The sequence below is a fragment of the Pseudomonas sp. PDM26 genome (assembly GCF_019219185.1).
GTDB lineage: Bacteria > Pseudomonadota > Gammaproteobacteria > Pseudomonadales > Pseudomonadaceae > Aquipseudomonas.
This window is the reverse complement of sequence record NZ_JAHUWC010000004.1, coordinates 122,182-138,735: the sequence shown is the minus strand read 5'-3', so window position 1 is coordinate 138,735 and position 16,554 is coordinate 122,182. Positions and strand designations below refer to the sequence as shown.

15 protein-coding genes are annotated in these 16,554 nt (G+C 59.5%); 13 read left to right on the top strand and 2 right to left on the bottom strand.

Annotated features, from left to right (window positions below; genetic code table 11):
• Positions 1-14 precede the first annotated feature (14 nt).
• The 6 genes from KW849_RS10080 to KW849_RS10055 all read left to right on the top strand — a co-directional run bounded on the left by KW849_RS10080 (position 15) and on the right by KW849_RS10055 (position 7,092).
• Positions 15-1,448: an OprD family porin gene (locus tag KW849_RS10080; RefSeq protein WP_218429251.1), complete on the top strand. Its 1,434-nt coding sequence runs from the start codon at positions 15-17 to the stop codon at positions 1,446-1,448.
• A 78-nt stretch (positions 1,449-1,526) separates the two neighbouring features.
• Positions 1,527-3,122: an ABC transporter substrate-binding protein gene (locus KW849_RS10075; RefSeq protein ID WP_218429249.1), complete on the top strand. Its 1,596-nt coding sequence runs from the start codon at positions 1,527-1,529 to the stop codon at positions 3,120-3,122.
• 72 nt (positions 3,123-3,194) lie between these two features.
• On the top strand, positions 3,195-4,205 hold the full coding sequence (locus tag KW849_RS10070) for an ABC transporter permease subunit (protein WP_218429248.1): 1,011 nt from the start codon (positions 3,195-3,197) through the stop codon (positions 4,203-4,205).
• Between the two features lie 16 nt (positions 4,206-4,221).
• Entirely contained in the window at positions 4,222-5,133 is a 912-nt protein-coding gene (locus KW849_RS10065) for an ABC transporter permease subunit (protein WP_218429247.1), read from the top strand.
• 10 nt (positions 5,134-5,143) lie between these two features.
• Positions 5,144-6,112: an ABC transporter ATP-binding protein gene (locus tag KW849_RS10060; protein ID WP_218429245.1), complete on the top strand. Its 969-nt coding sequence runs from the start codon at positions 5,144-5,146 to the stop codon at positions 6,110-6,112.
• Entirely contained in the window at positions 6,112-7,092 is a 981-nt protein-coding gene (locus KW849_RS10055; protein WP_218429244.1) for a peptide ABC transporter ATP-binding protein, read from the top strand. Before KW849_RS10060 ends, KW849_RS10055 begins: the two co-directional genes overlap by 1 nt.
• Before the next feature lie 198 nt (positions 7,093-7,290).
• Here KW849_RS10055 and KW849_RS10050 read toward each other — a convergent pair whose 3' ends face one another.
• A complete protein-coding gene (locus tag KW849_RS10050; RefSeq protein ID WP_218429242.1) occupies positions 7,291-7,545 on the bottom strand; it encodes a hypothetical protein in 255 nt (84 codons plus the stop codon).
• Between the two features lie 267 nt (positions 7,546-7,812).
• Between KW849_RS10050 and KW849_RS10045 the strand changes: the two genes are divergently transcribed.
• Both KW849_RS10045 and KW849_RS10040 read left to right on the top strand, forming a co-directional pair.
• Positions 7,813-8,466, top strand: coding sequence for an HD domain-containing protein (locus KW849_RS10045; protein WP_218429240.1), 654 nt, complete (start codon positions 7,813-7,815; stop codon positions 8,464-8,466).
• 42 nt (positions 8,467-8,508) lie between these two features.
• Positions 8,509-8,877 carry a DUF4440 domain-containing protein gene (locus tag KW849_RS10040; protein ID WP_218429238.1) on the top strand — a complete coding sequence of 123 codons (369 nt, stop codon included), beginning with the start codon at positions 8,509-8,511 and terminating at the stop codon, positions 8,875-8,877.
• 236 nt (positions 8,878-9,113) lie between these two features.
• Here KW849_RS10040 and KW849_RS10035 read toward each other — a convergent pair whose 3' ends face one another.
• Positions 9,114-10,697: a peptide chain release factor 3 gene (locus tag KW849_RS10035; protein ID WP_095942377.1), complete on the bottom strand. Its 1,584-nt coding sequence runs from the start codon at positions 10,695-10,697 to the stop codon at positions 9,114-9,116.
• Positions 10,698-11,226: 529 nt separating this feature from the next.
• On the opposite strand from KW849_RS10035, the gene KW849_RS10030 reads away from it, so the two are divergent.
• The 5 genes from KW849_RS10030 (at position 11,227) to KW849_RS10010 (ending at position 16,502) form a co-directional block, all read left to right on the top strand.
• Positions 11,227-11,943: an ABC transporter permease gene (locus KW849_RS10030; protein ID WP_218429236.1), complete on the top strand. Its 717-nt coding sequence runs from the start codon at positions 11,227-11,229 to the stop codon at positions 11,941-11,943.
• A 20-nt stretch (positions 11,944-11,963) separates the two neighbouring features.
• On the top strand, positions 11,964-12,857 hold the full coding sequence (locus KW849_RS10025) for a glycine betaine ABC transporter substrate-binding protein (protein ID WP_218429234.1): 894 nt from the start codon (positions 11,964-11,966) through the stop codon (positions 12,855-12,857).
• A gap of 12 nt (positions 12,858-12,869) precedes the next feature.
• Entirely contained in the window at positions 12,870-13,523 is a 654-nt protein-coding gene (locus tag KW849_RS10020; RefSeq protein ID WP_218429233.1) for an ABC transporter permease, read from the top strand.
• A complete protein-coding gene (locus tag KW849_RS10015) occupies positions 13,520-14,677 on the top strand; it encodes a betaine/proline/choline family ABC transporter ATP-binding protein (RefSeq protein WP_218429232.1) in 1,158 nt (385 codons plus the stop codon). The genes KW849_RS10020 and KW849_RS10015 overlap by 4 nt, the downstream gene beginning before the upstream one ends.
• A gap of 661 nt (positions 14,678-15,338) precedes the next feature.
• Positions 15,339-16,502: a type III PLP-dependent enzyme gene (locus tag KW849_RS10010; RefSeq protein ID WP_108218162.1), complete on the top strand. Its 1,164-nt coding sequence runs from the start codon at positions 15,339-15,341 to the stop codon at positions 16,500-16,502.
• Positions 16,503-16,554 lie beyond the last annotated feature (52 nt).

Here is a 16,554-nt window from a genome sequence, read left to right as displayed (position 1 = left end):
AAGGAGCTTTACCCATGAAACTGAGCAGCAGCGCGTTATTGGCCTTGGCCATAAGCAGCGTAACCGCCACGGCTTACGCAGAAACCCAAAGCCAGGCTTTCACCCCGGTTACCGTGAACGAGAAAAGCGCCCAAAGCGAAGCCACCGGTTTCGTCGAAGGCCAGTCGATCACCGGCACCACGCGTAACTGGTACGCCAATGAGCAACTGCATCGCGGTGGCAAGTTCGCCTACAAGAAGAATGGCGTTTCGACCCCGACCGATCGCCGGATCAACTGGGTCCAGGGCACCATCCTCAAGTACAACTCGGGCTTCACCGAAGGCACCGTAGGCTTCAGCACTGAAGTGGCGGCGTACAACGCCATCGCCCTGGACCGGGACCGCAAAGACCTGGCGTCCAACAACGGCGGCGCACCGGGCAGTCGTTCAGGCGCGGGCAACAACCGCACCCTGACCAAAGAGGGCGGTGACGCTCAAGGCCAGTGGAGCAAACTGGGCCTGGCCAACGTCAAGGCCCGTGTCTCCAACAGCACCCTGACCGCCGGCCGCATGAACTTCAGCAGCCCGATGGTCGACGTGATCGGTAACCGTGCACTGCCTTCGAGCTTCCAGGGCGTGGCCCTCCACAGCGAAGAACTGAACAACCTGGCCTTCGACCTGGCCACCTTCGACCGCAACTCACCGCGTACCGAAGAAAGCCTGCGCAAATTCCGCACCGAATACGCCAACGGCATCGTCGAAACCGACCACGTTCACACTGGCGGTATCACCTACACCCCATTTGCCAGCCTGACCACCAGCCTCTGGGCGACCCAGGCTGAAGACATCTGGAACCAGTACTACTTCGGCGCCTCTCACGTTCTGGGCGACAGCCAGGCACTGAGCCTGACCACCGGCCTGAACTACTACAAAACCAAGGAAACCGGTAAAGCCCTGATCGGCGATATCGACAACGACACCTACTCGCTGTCGTTCGGCCTGACCCACCAGGCCCATACCCTGACCCTCTCGTACCAGGAAGTGAACGGTAACGAGTACTTCGACTACCTGCACGAAACCAACGGCATCTACCTGGCCAACTCCCTGCTGTCGGACTTCAACGGCCCGAACGAAAAATCGTTCCAGGTTGCCTACGGTCTGAACATGGCCGAATACGGCGTGCCAGGCCTGAAGTTCAACATCTACCAGGCTCGCGGCTGGGGTATCGACGGTACTCACTACACCGGCAATGGCGGCGTGGCCGGCAAGGGTTACGACGGCATCCAGTCCCAGGATGGCGAACACCACTATGAATACGGCATCGGCGCAACCTACGCCGTGCAGAGCGGCCCGCTCAAGGCCACCACGATCCGCGGCACCTACACCGCTCACCGTGCCAGCGAAAACCAGGCTGACGGCAGCATCAACGAGTTCCGCCTCGTGACCACGGTTCCGTTCAACATCCTGTAATACCGCTGCCGAACAGCTGATTCAATGACGAATCGGCGGTTCGGCTTTTGTCCTTTAACCGATTGCAGAGGGTTCTTGATGAAAATGCTTCCCCTACGTGCGGCCATCGCGGCTGCGTTGCTCAGTGTCGCTGTCGGTGTCTCGGCCAAACCCCTGGTGGTTTGTACCGAAAACAGCCCCGAAGGCTTCGACATGGTCCAGTACACGACTGCAGTCACAGCCGATGCGGTGGCCGAAACCATCTTCAATCGCCTGGCAGACTTCAAGCCCGGCACCACCGACGTGATTCCGGCACTGGCTGAGTCCTGGGACATCAGCGAAGACGGCCTGAGCTACACGTTCCATCTGCGCAAAGGCGTCAAGTTCCACACCACCGAATACTTCAAGCCGACCCGCGACATGAATGCCGACGACGTGGTCTGGAGCTTCCAGCGCCAGCTGGACCCGAATCATCCGTGGCACAAACTGTCGAGCGTGGGCTTCCCGTACTTTGAAAGCATGGGCTTCAAGGAGCTGCTCAAGAGCGTCGAGAAAGTCGACGACAACACGGTCAAGTTCACCCTGACCCGTCCTGAAGCACCGTTCCTGGCCGACCTCGCCATGGCGTTCTCCTCGATCTATTCCGCCGAGTATGCCGACCAGTTGCTCAAGGCGAACAAGACCGGTGAACTGAACAACAAGCCGGTCGGCACCGGCCCGTTTGTCTTCCAGCGTTACAACAAGGACGCCCAGGTTCGCTTCAAGGCCAACCCGGACTACTTCCGCGGCAAGCCTCCGGCTGATGCGCTGATCCTGGCCATCGCCACCGACAACAACGTGCGCCTGCAGAAGCTCAAGGCAAACGAGTGCCAGGTCGCGCTGTATCCGAAACCGGATGACATTCCGAGCATCAAGAAAGACGACAAGCTGAAAGTCGATGAGCTGAATGCGATGACCGTCGCCTACATCGCCATCAACACCACGCACAAGTACCTGAGCGATGTACGGGTGCGTAAAGCCATCGACATCGCCTTCGACAAGGAAGCGGCTGTCAACGCGCTGTTCGGCAAGGGCAATGCAACAGCCGCCGTAAACCCGTTCCCGGACACCCTGCTGGGCTACAACCACACACTGAAGAACCCGGCCCGTGACCTGGAGAAGGCCCGTGCCCTGCTCAAGGAAGCCGGCGTACCGGAAGGCACCACCTTCACCCTGTTCACCCGCAACGGAGGCGGTGCAACCAACCCGAACCCGATGCTCGGTGCGCAGATGATGCAGGCCGACCTGGCCAAGGTCGGGATCAAGATCGACATTCGCGTGATGGAATGGGGCGAAATGCTCAAGCGTGCGAAAAACGGCGAGCACGACATGGTTTCCGCCGGATGGGCGGGCGATAACGGCGATCCGGATAACTTCCTGACGCCTATGCTCAGTTGTGAGGCGGCCAAGAACGGCGAAAACTACGCACGCTGGTGCAATGACAAGTTCCAGGCCCTGATCGATCAGGCCCGGGAAAAAACCGACCCGGCCGAGCGTGCAGCCCTGTACGAGCAGGCCCAGGTTATTTTCAACCAGGACCAGCCGTGGATCAGTTTGGCGCACACTAGAATGTTTACCGCAATGCGCAACAACGTAGAGGGCTATCACATTAGTCCCCTCACCACGAATAACTTCGCCACCACCCAGGTGAAGTAATAAGAAAACTCCCGGCATGCCTGACCCAGGCATGCCGGGCACGCCTAACCGGCTGATGAGGTACAACACACGATGTTTAGTTTTATTGCCCGCCGACTGGGGTTACTGATCCCCACGTTCTTCGGTATCACCTTGCTGACTTTCGCGTTGATTCGCATGATCCCGGGCGACCCCGTGGAAGTCATGATGGGAGAACGTAGGGTCGATCCCGAAATGCACGCTCAGGCAATGGAACGCCTAGGTCTGAACAAACCCCTGTATGCCCAATACCTGGATTACATCGGCAAACTGGCCCACGGCGATCTCGGTGAATCCCTGCGTACCCGTGAAAGCGTCTGGACCGAATTCACCTCTCTGTTCCCCGCGACCCTGGAACTGTCCTCGGCCGCGCTGTTGTTCGCCGGTGTCCTGGGCCTCCTGGCCGGAGTGATCGCGGCACTCAAGCGAGGATCCCTGTTCGACCATGGGGTGATGGGCATCTCCCTGGCGGGATATTCGATGCCGATCTTCTGGTGGGGCCTGATCCTGATCATGTTCTTCTCGGTGTCGCTGGGCTGGACCCCGGTGTCCGGGCGGATCGACCTGCTCTACGACATCGAGCCACGCACCGGCTTCATGCTGATCGATACGCTGCTGGCCGATGACGTCGGTGCGTTCCTCGATGCCCTGCATCACCTGATCCTGCCGGCCATCGTGCTGGGCACCATCCCGCTGGCGGTAATCGCGCGGATGACCCGATCCTCGATGCTCGAAGTGCTGCGCGAAGACTACATCCGCACCGCCAAGGCCAAAGGCCTGTCGCCGTCGCGCGTGGTGTTCGTGCACGGTCTGCGTAACGCGCTGATTCCGGTACTGACGGTGGTCGGCCTGCAAGTCGGCACCCTGCTGGCCGGTGCGGTCCTGACCGAAACCATCTTCTCGTGGCCCGGCATCGGCAAATGGCTGATCGAGGCCATTGGCGCCCGCGACTATCCAGTCGTACAAAACGGCATCCTGTTAATCGCCTGCCTGGTGATTCTGGTCAACTTCGTAGTGGACATCCTCTACGGCTTTGTCAACCCACGCATCCGTCATCAGCGCTGAGATCATGACCATGACCATGACCACTCCAATTCCATCGGTAGCAGTCGATCAAAGCCTGCTGTACCCGTCTCCGTACAAAGAATTCTGGCAAGCGTTCTCCAGGAACAAAGGCGCCGTCGCCGGCCTGATGTTCATGCTGCTGGTGATTTTCTGCGCGATCTTCGCCCCGTGGGTTGCCCCCCATGACCCGAGCGAGCAATTCCGCGACTTCCTGCTGACCCCGCCGGCCTGGCTGGAAGGTGGGCAACTGCAATTCCTGCTCGGCACCGATGAGCTGGGCCGCGACCTGCTGTCGCGTCTGATCACTGGCTCGCGCCTGTCCTTGATGATCGGCTTGTCCTCGGTGGTGATGTCGCTGATTCCGGGGATCCTGCTGGGCCTGTTCGCCGGGTTCTTCCCGCGCGTGCTCGGCCCGACCATCATGCGCCTGATGGACATCATGCTGGCCCTGCCGTCCCTGCTGCTGGCCGTGGCGATCGTCGCCATCCTCGGCCCTGGCCTGATCAACACCGTGATCGCCATTGCCGTGGTGTCCCTGCCGTCCTACGTTCGTCTGACCCGCGCTGCGGTGATGGGCGAGCTGAACCGCGACTATGTGACCGCCGCGCGCCTGGCCGGTGCCGGCCTGCCACGCCTGATGTTCGTCACCGTGCTGCCCAATTGCATGGCGCCGCTGATCGTTCAGGCCACCCTGAGCTTCTCCTCGGCGATCCTCGATGCCGCCGCACTGGGCTTCCTCGGCCTTGGCGTACAACCGCCAACCCCTGAGTGGGGCACCATGCTGGCTTCGGCCCGCGACTACATCGAACGCGCCTGGTGGGTGGTGAGCCTGCCTGGTTTGACCATTTTGCTCAGCGTGCTGGCAATCAACTTGATGGGTGACGGCCTGCGCGACGCGCTGGACCCGAAACTCAAGAACGCCGCCTGAGGAGATTCCCATGTCACTGTTAGAAATCAAGAATCTCAACGTTCGCTTCGGCGACAAAAACGCCACGCCAGTGGTCGATGGCCTCGACCTGCAAGTGGACAAGGGCGAAGTGCTGGCCATCGTTGGCGAATCGGGTTCCGGCAAGTCCGTGACCATGATGGCGCTGATGGGCCTGATCGAGCATCCGGGGATCGTCACCGCCGACGCCCTGAATTTCGACGGCAAGAACATGCTCAAGCTCAACAACCGCCAGCGTCGGCAGATCGTCGGTAAAGACCTGTCCATGGTCTTCCAGGATCCGATGACCGCGCTGAACCCGAGCTACACCGTGGGTTTCCAGATCGAAGAAGTGCTGCGCCTGCACCTGAAAATGTCCGGCAAGGCCGCCCGCAAGCGCGCCATCGAACTGCTGGAAAAAGTTGAAATCCCGGGTGCCGCCAGCCGTATGGACGCCTACCCGCATCAACTGTCCGGTGGCATGAGCCAGCGTGTCGCGATTGCCATGGCGATTGCCGGCGAACCGAAACTGCTGATCGCCGACGAACCGACCACGGCGCTGGACGTGACCATTCAGGCGCAGATCATGGACCTGCTGCTGGCGCTGCAGAAAGAGCGGAACATGGGCCTGGTGCTGATCACCCACGACCTCGCCGTCGTGGCCGAAACCGCCCAGCGCGTGTGCGTGATGTACGCCGGCCAAGCGGTCGAAGTCGGCCAGGTGCCGCAACTGTTCGACATCCCTGCGCACCCGTACAGCGAAGCGCTGCTCAAGGCGATTCCGGAACACAGCCTGGGCGCCTCGCGCCTGTCGACTCTGCCGGGCATCGTTCCCGGTCGCTACGACCGTCCGCAGGGTTGCCTGCTGTCGCCGCGCTGCCCTTACGTGAAAGACAACTGCCGTCAACAACGTCCGGCACTAGACCAGAAAAGCAACAGCCTCGCTCGCTGCTTCTACCCGCTGAACCAGGAGGTGGCGTAATGGCCGTCGTTCTTACCGCCCGCGACCTGACCCGTCACTACGAGGTGTCCCGAGGCCTGTTCAAGGGTCACGCCACTGTGCGCGCCCTCAACGGCGTGTCATTCGAACTGGAAGCCGGCAAGACCCTTGCCGTCGTCGGCGAGTCGGGTTGCGGCAAGTCCACCCTGGCCCGTGCCCTGACCCTGATCGAAGAGCCGTCCTCCGGCTCCTTGAAAATCGCCGGGCAGGAAGTCGCCGGTGCCGACAAGGCCCAGCGCAAACAACTGCGCAAAGACGTGCAGATGGTGTTCCAGAGCCCGTACGCATCGTTGAACCCGCGGCAAAAAGTCGGTGATCAACTGGGTGAGCCGCTGCTGATCAACACTAACCTGAGCGCCTCGGAACGTCGCGAGAAAGTCCAGGCGATGATGAAGCAGGTGGGCTTGCGTCCCGAGCATTACCAGCGTTATCCGCACATGTTCTCCGGCGGTCAACGCCAGCGGATCGCCCTGGCCCGCGCGATGATGCTGCAACCGAAAGTGCTGGTAGCGGACGAACCGACCTCGGCGCTGGACGTGTCGATTCAGGCGCAGGTGCTCAACCTGTTCATGGATTTGCAGCAAGAGTTCAACACCGCCTATGTGTTCATCTCGCACAACCTGGCGGTGGTACGCCACGTTGCCGACCACGTGATGGTGATGTACCTCGGTCGTCCGGTGGAAATGGGCCCGAAAGAGGACATTTACTCCCGTCCTCTGCACCCTTACACCCAGGCGCTGTTGTCGGCGACGCCAGCCATCCACCCGGATCCGAACAAGCCGAAAATCAAGATCGTCGGCGAATTGCCCAACCCGCTGAACCCGCCGTCCGGCTGCGCTTTCCACAAGCGCTGCCCGTACGCCACCGAGCGTTGCAGCACTGAAGAGCCGGCCCTGCGCTTGCTCGACACTCGCCAGGTGGCTTGCCACTACGCCGAGCAATTCCTCGACGGCGCGGCATAAAAAACTGTAGGAGCCAACCTGCTGGCGATAGCGGCAGACCAGTCAACATTTCTGTTTACTGGCACACCGCAATCGCCAGCAGGCTAGCTCCCACAGGGATTGAGTTGCTCAAATTCTTGATGCATTGACCAAACCCCTTCCGCCTCGATTGCGCATCAGTCAGGCTGAAGGGGTTTTCTTTTACCCGCCATTGAGCGACTACGTCTGGCTGTCACCTTCTTCCTCATCGGAGTCCGGCTCGTCGGTGGTCGAGTCATCGTCGTTGTCAGCGCCCCCCTGCCCCTGATCTCCCGGTTCCGATTCGGACTTGGCAAGCATCAACCCCGCATAACCCGCCTGCCCGCTCGAGGCCTGCTCTCCATGATCAATACACTCGGCCCACGCAATCGAGGTTCCGAGCGAGAGCATCACCAACACCTTCAACAGCAGTAAAGCGCGTAACAATCTGTTCATAGCCGATTCCTTCCTTTCGTGGAGTGCCTGTCTGGCGCTGAGTCAAATCTAGTTCCGATCAGTCGGGTTCTCCAGATTGGACGTTGTCGAACCCGCGGAAATGCCCTTGGATTGGAGACTGGTTTGGAATAAAGGTTATGCCGAAAAGATCAAAGCGTGTTCCGCCTTCCAGAACGCTTGTACACCCGCAGAATTCCTCGCAGGATTCGCGGGACATACGCAGGACAGAACTTCCCGCGATCGGCACGTTTAATCAAAGGACACAGCATGATCAGCAGCGCCTTCGCACCGATGCAATCACTCGCCACCACCCTGCTGCCCCACGCTCTGGAACCCTCGGAAGACGGCGCTCACGACCTTTCGCACCTGCAACGGGTCTGGCACAACGCCCACTTGATTCAGGCACAGGAAGGTGGCGATCTTGAGGTGCTGCTGGCGGCGGTGCTGTTGCATGATTGTGTAGCAGTGGAAAAGAACTCGCCGTTGCGCTCGCAGGCATCGCAATTGGCAGCGCGCAAAGCGTCAGGGATATTGGCGAAGATGGATTGGCGCGAGACAAAAATCGCCGCCGTCGCCCACGCCATCGAAGCCCATAGCTTTTCCGCCAACATCCCGCCGACCTCGCTGGAAGCGAAAATCGTGCAGGACGCCGACCGCCTCGACTCCCTGGGTATGCTCGGCGTCGCCCGCACCTTTTACGTTGCCGGGCGCATGGGCAGCGCCCTCTACGACCCGCATGACCCACAGGCCAATAACCGCGACTATGACGACACTCGCTTCTGCATCGACCATTTCCAGACCAAGCTGCTGCACTTGGCAGACGGTTTCCAGACTGCGACAGGGCAACGTCTGGCACAGGTTCGTCATGAGCGTTTGAAGGGGTTTCTGGAGCAGTTCAAGGAAGAGATCGGGATTGGCTGATACGCCAGGAGAACCTGCATAACTCAGGAAAGGACAAGCGCCATGGATCTGTCGCAAACACTGCTGCAACTTGAACGACGCCTCCTGTCACACACGACTCGACGAAATGCTGAAGAAATCTCACGCCTGCTCGCGGATGACTTTATCGAGTTCAGCGCCAGTGGCGGCATCTGGAGCAAGGCCGAAGTGGTCGAGCAGTTGCCCCATGAGTCGTTTATCCAACGGAGCATCAGCCATTTTGCCATCAAGCCATTGTCAGAAGAGACCGCCTTGGTGACTTATCATTGTTACGTCGACAGCCACGGCCATCCCGGCGCAGTCCACAGTCTGCGCAGTTCCATCTGGCGTAATCGGGACGAGCAGTGGCAGATGGTTTTCCACCAGGGGACATTGATTCCCAGTGAACAATGACGCAGGCATTCATGGCGAATCCGGATCCCTCGCGAGTCAGAGAGTGTTGTGAACACCCCGGATTACTGTAGGAGCGAGCCTGCTCGCGATGGACGTCAACGATGACGTGCGCAGCCTGAATAAACGCGGCGGGTCTGAGTTCTTCGCGAGCAGGCTCGCTCCTACAGGGGATTGCGTCAGGTAACAAAAAACCCCGCAGCTTTCGCGACGGGGTTTCTGGCCTTTCAGCTCAGTGCTTAATGGTGTTCACGGGTCGCACGGAATTTAACATCCGGCCAGCGCTCTTCCATCAGGGCCAGGTTGACCCGCGTAGGCGCGAGGTAGGTCAGGTGACCGCCGCCGTCCAGTGCCAGGTTTTCCACTGCCTTGTTGGAGAATTCCTCAAGCTTCTTCTTGTCGCTGCATTCGATCCAGCGCGCGGAATAAACGGTGATCGGCTCGTAGGAGCATTCGACCTTGTATTCCTCTTTCAAACGGCTGGCGACCACATCGAACTGCAGCACACCGACGGCGCCGAGGATGATGTCGTTGCTGCGCTCCGGAAAGAACACCTGGGTCGCACCTTCTTCGGCCAACTGCTGCAAGCCCTGGCGCAGTTGCTTGGATTTCAGCGGATCCTTCAGGCGTACGCGGCGGAACAGTTCCGGGGCGAAGTGCGGGATGCCGGTGAAACCCAGGACTTCGCCTTCGCTGAAGGTGTCGCCGATCTGGATGGTGCCGTGGTTGTGCAGGCCAATGATGTCGCCGGCGAACGCTTCTTCCAGTTGCTCACGTTCGGAGGAGAAGAAGGTCAGCGCGTCGCCGATCCGCACGTCCTTGCCGGTGCGCACATGGCGCATCTTCATGCCTTTTTCGTATTTGCCGGAGCAGATACGCATGAAGGCGATGCGGTCGCGGTGTTTCGGGTCCATGTTCGCCTGGATCTTGAAGATGAAGCCCGAGAACTTCTCTTCCACCGGCTCCACGGTGCGCTCGTTGGCCACGCGTGCCAGTGGGCGCGGCGCCCAATCAACGACGGCGTCGAGTACGTGGTCGACACCGAAGTTGCCCAGTGCCGTACCGAAGAACACCGGGGTCAGCTGACCGTCGAGGAACTCCTGCTGGTTGAATTCGTGGCAGGCGCCCTGCACCAGTTCCAGCTGTTCGATGAAACGCTCGTACTCGTCACCCAGATGGGCGCGGGCTTCATCGGAGTCGAGCTTCTCGATGATTTTCACATCGGTGCGCTCATGACCGTGACCAGCGGTGTACACGATGATGTAGTCATCGGCGAGGTGATACACGCCTTTGAAGTCGCGGTAGCAACCAATCGGCCAGGTGATCGGCGCAGCCTTGATCTTGAGGACGGCTTCGATTTCGTCGAGCAGTTCGATCGGATCACGGATGTCACGGTCGAGTTTGTTGATGAAGCTGACGATCGGCGTGTCACGCAGACGGCAGACGTCCATCAGGGCGATGGTCCGTGGCTCTACACCTTTACCGCCGTCGAGCACCATCAACGCCGAGTCCACCGCGGTCAGGGTGCGGTAGGTATCTTCGGAGAAGTCTTCGTGGCCCGGGGTGTCGAGCAGGTTGATCATGTGCTCGCGATACGGGAACTGCATGACCGACGTGGTAATGGAGATACCACGCTGCTTTTCCATTTCCATCCAGTCGGAGGTGGCATGGCGGTCGGATTTACGCGATTTCACCGTACCGGCTACCGCAATCGCCTTGCCCATCAGCAAGAGCTTCTCGGTGATGGTGGTCTTACCGGCATCGGGGTGGGAAATAATGGCGAAAGTGCGGCGTTTCGCGACTTCGGCGGCCTGTTTGGTCATGGGAAATCGCCTGGCAGGTGATTCAAAAAAGGGCGGCGAGTATAGCGCAAATGCAGTCTTACGGACCACCGCCCGTAGGACACGATCCGCCGTAGGAGCTGCCGCAGGCTGCGATCTTTTGGCGATTTAAACCACGCCGAAGATCAAAAGATCGCAGCCTTCGGCAGCTCCTGCGGGTGGCCAAACGGTGTGGAACGTGGGAACCTTTTAAAGCACGGAGACGTCCACTCCCCCGTTACGACCACTCGTCGGGGGCCTGAAACACCTGCAATTCGGCCTGACGAGGCTGTGCTCATGGCTCGATAGCCGTGCGCCTACCCTCTGTAGGAGCGAGCTCGCTCGCGAAAAACGTCCAGACAACGCGTACGCTCAGGTACCCAGCGTTATCGTTGACGTCCATCGCGAGCAAGCTCGCTCCTACAGTGGAACGCGCTCGGCATGAGCTGCTTATCGCGAACACTTTTTCGGCCGCCAGGAATGGCGTTGCCACACGAAAGAGTGTTCGCCGACTGAAAAAAGGAGTCCGCCTGTGGCTATCCACTATGGCAAAGGGCTGATAGGAGGCGCGTTGGTAATCGCCCTTCTGGCCCTGCTGATCCACTGGATCGGCATCGACACGATCGAACTTTACCGCGACGATTTGTTGTTTTACCTGCAAGCCCATCTGGTTCTCGTCCTCGCTTCCATGCTGGCCGCCCTTGTCGTGGGCATTCCTGCCGGCATCCTCCTCAGCCGCCCGTCCATGGTCGGCCGTGCCGAACGCTTCATGCAGTTCTTCAACATCGGCAACACCGTTCCGCCCCTGGCCGTCCTGGCCATCGCCCTCGGTATCCTCGGCATCGGCAGTGGCCCGGCCATCTTCGCCCTGTTCCTCGCCTCGCTACTGCCCATCGTGCGCAACACCTATGAAGGCCTGAAAAACGTTCAGGGTTCGCTCAAGGAAGCTGCCGTCGGCATTGGCATGACCCCGTTCCAGGTGCTGTGGAAAGTCGAATTGCCCAACGCCGTGCCGATCATCATCGGCGGTGTGCGCGTGGCTCTGGCGATCAATGTCGGGACGGCGCCGCTGGCGTTCCTGATCGGCGCCAACAGTCTTGGCAGCCTGATATTCCCCGGCATTGCCCTGAACAATCAGCCGCAGTTGCTGCTCGGTGCCGCGTGCACCGCGTTACTGGCCCTGCTGCTGGACGGCGTGGTCACTCTCGGCAGTCGCCTCTGGCTCGAACGCGGTTTGCGCCTGTCTTAAGCCCCGGCAAAGGAATCGTCATGAAAACATCAAGCTTATTACTAGGCTGCGTCCTGCTGTGCGCAGGATTTGCCCAAGCCGCTGACAAACCCTTGATCCGCATCGGGGCCCGGGTGTTCACCGAACAGACCCTGCTGGCGGAGATCACCTCGCAGTACCTGCGTACCAAGGGTTACGAGGTGCAAGTGACCGGCGGCCTGGGCAGCAATCTGGCCCGCAGCGCCCACGAAAGTGGCCAGCTGGACATGCTCTGGGAATACACCGGTGTGTCGCTGGTGGCCTACAACCATGTCACTGAAAAACTCGACAGCGAACAGTCCTACGCCCGAGTGAAAGAACTCGATGCGAAAAAAGGCCTGATCTGGCTCACCCCGTCGAAATTCAGCAACACCTACGCCCTCGCCCTGCCGAAGAAGGTCGCCGACCAATACCCGCAAATCAACACCATCAGTGAACTGAACACGGTGCTGCGCAAGGAAGCCGAGACCAACAACCTGGTGGCGCTGGATACCGAGTTCGCCAACCGTTCGGACGGCCTTGATGGCATGGTCCAGCTCTACGACATGAACCTGAACCGCAAGAACATCCGGCAGATGGACGCCGGCCTGGTCTATACCGCGCTACGCAACGGCCAGGTGTTTGCCGGTCTGGTCTACACCACCGACGGCCGCCTGAACGCCTTCAAGCTCAAGTTGCTGGAAGACGACAAGCACTACTTCCCCGACTACACCGCCGCACCGGTGGTACGTCAGGCCTACCTCGATGCGCACCCGCAATTGGCCGCACAGCTCAAGCCGCTGGCTGAACTGTTCGACGACAGCACCATGCGCGAACTCAACGCGCAGGTCGACGTCGAGCATCAGAGCCCTTCAGCCGTTGCCGCCGATTTCCTGCGCCAACACCCGATCAATTAAGGAGGAAAAGTCATGGAATTCCTGAACGCCTTTTCCCATCTCGACTGGCAGCAACTGATCCACCTGACCTGGCAGCACATCACGCTGGTCGGTATCGCCGTCACCCTGGCGATTCTGGTCGGCGTGCCGCTGGGCATTCTGATGACACGTTTCCCGAGCCTCGCCGGGCCTTTGCAAGCCAGCGCCACGGTGCTGCTGACCGTGCCGTCGATTGCCCTGTTCGGCCTGCTGCTGCCGTTCTACTCAAAGTTCGGCCAGGGCCTGGGGCCGATGCCGGCGATTACCGCGGTTTTCCTGTACTCGCTGCTGCCGATCATGCGTAACACCTACCTGGCGCTGACCAATGTCGAGCCGGGCATCCGCGAAGCCGCGCGCGGCATCGGCATGACGTTCGGCCAGCGCCTGCGCATGGTCGAACTGCCCATCGCCGTACCGGTGATCCTCGCCGGTGTGCGCACTGCAGTGGTGATGAACATCGGTGTCATGACCATCGCCGCCACCATCGGCGCCGGAGGCCTCGGCGTACTCATCCTCGCTTCCATCAGCCGCAGCGACATGTCGATGCTGATTGTCGGCGCCATGCTGGTCAGTGTGCTGGCGATCTTCGCCGACCTGCTTCTGCAATGGCTGCAACGTTCGCTGACTCCAAAAGGACTGCTCAAATGATCGAACTTCAAAACCTCAGCAAGACCTTCCAAAGCAACGGCAAAGATGTGAAAGCCGTGGACTCGGTGAGCCTGACCGTCAATGAAGGCGAAATCTGTGTGTTCCTCGGACCATCGGGTTGCGGCAAAAGCACCACGCTGAAAATGATCAACCGCCTGATCACTCCGACCTCGGGCAAGATCCTGATCAACGGCGAAGACACCACCGGCCTCGACGAAGTAACACTGCGCCGCAACATCGGCTACGTGATCCAGCAGATCGGCCTGTTCCCGAACATGACCATCGAAGAGAACATCGTGGTCGTGCCGAAACTGCTCGGCTGGGACAAGCAGAAATGCCACGACCGCGCCCGCGAGTTGATGGGCATGATCAAGCTCGAACCCAAGCAGTATTTGCATCGCTATCCGCGGGAGCTGTCCGGTGGCCAACAACAGCGGATCGGCGTGATTCGCGCACTGGCCGCCGATGCGCCGCTGCTGTTGATGGACGAACCCTTCGGCGCGGTCGACCCGATCAACCGCGAGATGATCCAGAACGAGTTCTTCGAAATGCAGCGGGCGCTGAACAAGACCGTGATCATGGTCAGCCATGACATCGACGAGGCGATCAAGCTCGGCGACAAGATCACGATCTTCCGCGCCGGCAAGCTGTTGCAGATCGATCACCCGGACACGTTGCTCGCGCACCCGGCGGATGAGTTTGTCAGCAACTTCGTCGGCCAGGACAGCACACTCAAGCGCCTGCTGCTGGTGAAAGCCGAAGACGCAGCCGACAACGCGCCATCCGTCAGCCCGCATACCCCGGTGGCCGAAGCGCTGGAATTGATGGACGAGCATGACCGACGCTATGTGGTGGTCACTTGTGCCGAGAATAAAGCCCTGGGTTACGTACGACGTCGCGACCTGCACCGTCAGACCGGCACCTGCGCGCAGTACCAACGCGAGTTCAACGCCACGGCGGCGTACGACGAACATTTGCGCATCCTGCTGTCGCGCATGTACGAGTTCAATCGGGCGTGGTTGCCGGTGATGGATGCCGAGCGGGTGTTTTTGGGTGAGGTGACGCAGGAGTCGATCGCAGCGTACTTGAGCTCCGGCCGATCGCGCGGGATGAAGACGAATATCGTCTCGCCTGCCGAGGCAGTGATCGCCTGATCACCCATATCGCCAGGTAAAAAACGCAAAACCTGTAGGAGTGAGCCTGCTCGCGATAGCGCAATATCAGTCAACGACGATGTTGGCAGTGAAAATGCCATCGCGAGCAGGCTCGCTCCTACAAGGTTTGTGCAATTTTTGGGTAATCGGCAGACCGGAAAAAAATATCAACAGTCGAGTCTGCAATAGCTATCCGAAAACACGTTCTGAAATAGTCAATTCCCCTTTCAGCCCACCTTTTCGCAGCCAACGTCGCCGATGTTGACGCTATCGTAGTTCCTAGCGACTTGGCTTACAAAAGCGTCGAACGTGCAGGTATTTTTAACACTTCACAATTGCTCGGGAACATCCGACTGTCATCTGTGTCGGTTACAAAGAGCAATGCTCGCAACGCACGTCAGAAGAGTGCAAAAACGCGACATTTTTTGTTGATCTCAAGCCCCTCACGCCCTAAAGTTCGCGCCGAACGTCCATGCTGGAAACGATCCATCCGGCTCAAGTACTGACGACGAGACAGCAAGGCCAAGGGAAAGCTGCACTTCCCATGGCCTTTTTGCTTTCGGCGACATGCCTTGGGAAGTAGGCGAACCAAAGTGGGGATACGGAGGACGTTCATTTGCACCCATTGATTAACAACGTTTGCCTTTAGGAGCTCCCAAGTATGCCGATCCAGGTCGAAGATTATTTCGCGCGCGCCACTTTTGACAAAATGAAGGCGTTCGCCGACAAGCAGGAAACCCCGTTCGTGGTGATCGACACCGCGATGATCAGCCAGGCCTATGACGACCTGCGCGCCGGTTTCGAATTCGCCAAGGTCTACTACGCGGTCAAGGCCAACCCGGCCGTCGAGATCATCGACCTGCTCAAGGAGAAAGGCTCGAGCTTCGACATCGCCTCGATCTATGAACTGGACAAAGTGATGGATCGCGGCGTCAGCGCCGACCGTATCAGCTACGGCAACACCATCAAGAAATCCAAGGACATCCGCTACTTCTACGAGAAGGGCGTGCGCCTGTTTTCCACCGACTCCGAAGCCGACCTGCGCAACATCGCCAAGGCCGCACCGGGTTCGAAAGTCTACGTGCGCATCCTGACCGAAGGCTCGACCACTGCCGACTGGCCGTTGTCGCGCAAATTCGGCTGCCAGACCGACATGGCCATGGACCTGCTGATCCTCGCCCGTGACCTGGGCCTGGTGCCTTACGGCATTTCGTTCCACGTGGGCTCGCAGCAGCGCGACATCAGCGTCTGGGACGCGGCCATCGCCAAGGTCAAAGTGATCTTCGAACGCCTGAAGGAAGAAGACGGCATTCACCTGAAGCTGATCAACATGGGCGGTGGCTTCCCGGCCAACTACATCACTCGCACCAACAGCCTGGAAACCTACGCCGAGGAAATCATCCGCTTCCTCAAGGAAGACTTCGGTGATGACCTGCCGGAAATCATCTTGGAACCGGGCCGTTCGCTGATCGCCAACGCCGGCATCCTGGTCAGTGAAGTCGTGCTGGTCGCGCGTAAATCCCGTACTGCTGTCGAGCGCTGGGTGTACACGGATGTGGGCAAGTTCTCCGGCCTGATCGAAACCATGGACGAAGCCATCAAGTTCCCGATCTGGACCGAGAAAAAGGGCGAGATGGAAGAAGTGGTCATCGCCGGCCCGACCTGCGACAGCGCCGACATCATGTACGAAAACTACAAGTACGGCCTGCCGCTGAACCTGGCCATCGGTGATCGCCTGTACTGGCTGTCGACCGGTGCGTACACCACCAGCTACAGCGCCGTCGAGTTCAATGGCTTCCCGCCGCTGAAGTCGTTCTACGTGTAAATACATCGCGTAGAAATCCAAAAGCCCATGACGTGTCATGGGCTTTTTTGTG

Bases quoted from the DNA above. Each gene is read 5' to 3' on its own strand.
- KW849_RS10080 (WP_218429251.1), top strand. From the start codon at position 15: ATGAAACTGAGCAGCAGCGCGTTATTGGCCTTGGCCATAAGCAGCGTA.
- KW849_RS10075 (WP_218429249.1), top strand. From the start codon at position 1,527: ATGAAAATGCTTCCCCTACGTGCGGCCATCGCGGCTGCGTTGCTCAGT.
- KW849_RS10070 (WP_218429248.1), top strand. From the start codon at position 3,195: ATGTTTAGTTTTATTGCCCGCCGACTGGGGTTACTGATCCCCACGTTC.
- KW849_RS10065 (WP_218429247.1), top strand. From the start codon at position 4,222: ATGACCACTCCAATTCCATCGGTAGCAGTCGATCAAAGCCTGCTGTAC.
- KW849_RS10060 (WP_218429245.1), top strand. From the start codon at position 5,144: ATGTCACTGTTAGAAATCAAGAATCTCAACGTTCGCTTCGGCGACAAA.
- KW849_RS10055 (WP_218429244.1), top strand. From the start codon at position 6,112: ATGGCCGTCGTTCTTACCGCCCGCGACCTGACCCGTCACTACGAGGTG.
- KW849_RS10050 (WP_218429242.1), bottom strand. From the start codon at position 7,545: ATGAACAGATTGTTACGCGCTTTACTGCTGTTGAAGGTGTTGGTGATG.
- KW849_RS10045 (WP_218429240.1), top strand. From the start codon at position 7,813: ATGATCAGCAGCGCCTTCGCACCGATGCAATCACTCGCCACCACCCTG.
- KW849_RS10040 (WP_218429238.1), top strand. From the start codon at position 8,509: ATGGATCTGTCGCAAACACTGCTGCAACTTGAACGACGCCTCCTGTCA.
- KW849_RS10035 (WP_095942377.1), bottom strand. From the start codon at position 10,697: ATGACCAAACAGGCCGCCGAAGTCGCGAAACGCCGCACTTTCGCCATT.
- KW849_RS10025 (WP_218429234.1), top strand. From the start codon at position 11,964: ATGAAAACATCAAGCTTATTACTAGGCTGCGTCCTGCTGTGCGCAGGA.
- KW849_RS10020 (WP_218429233.1), top strand. From the start codon at position 12,870: ATGGAATTCCTGAACGCCTTTTCCCATCTCGACTGGCAGCAACTGATC.
- KW849_RS10015 (WP_218429232.1), top strand. From the start codon at position 13,520: ATGATCGAACTTCAAAACCTCAGCAAGACCTTCCAAAGCAACGGCAAA.
- KW849_RS10010 (WP_108218162.1), top strand. From the start codon at position 15,339: ATGCCGATCCAGGTCGAAGATTATTTCGCGCGCGCCACTTTTGACAAA.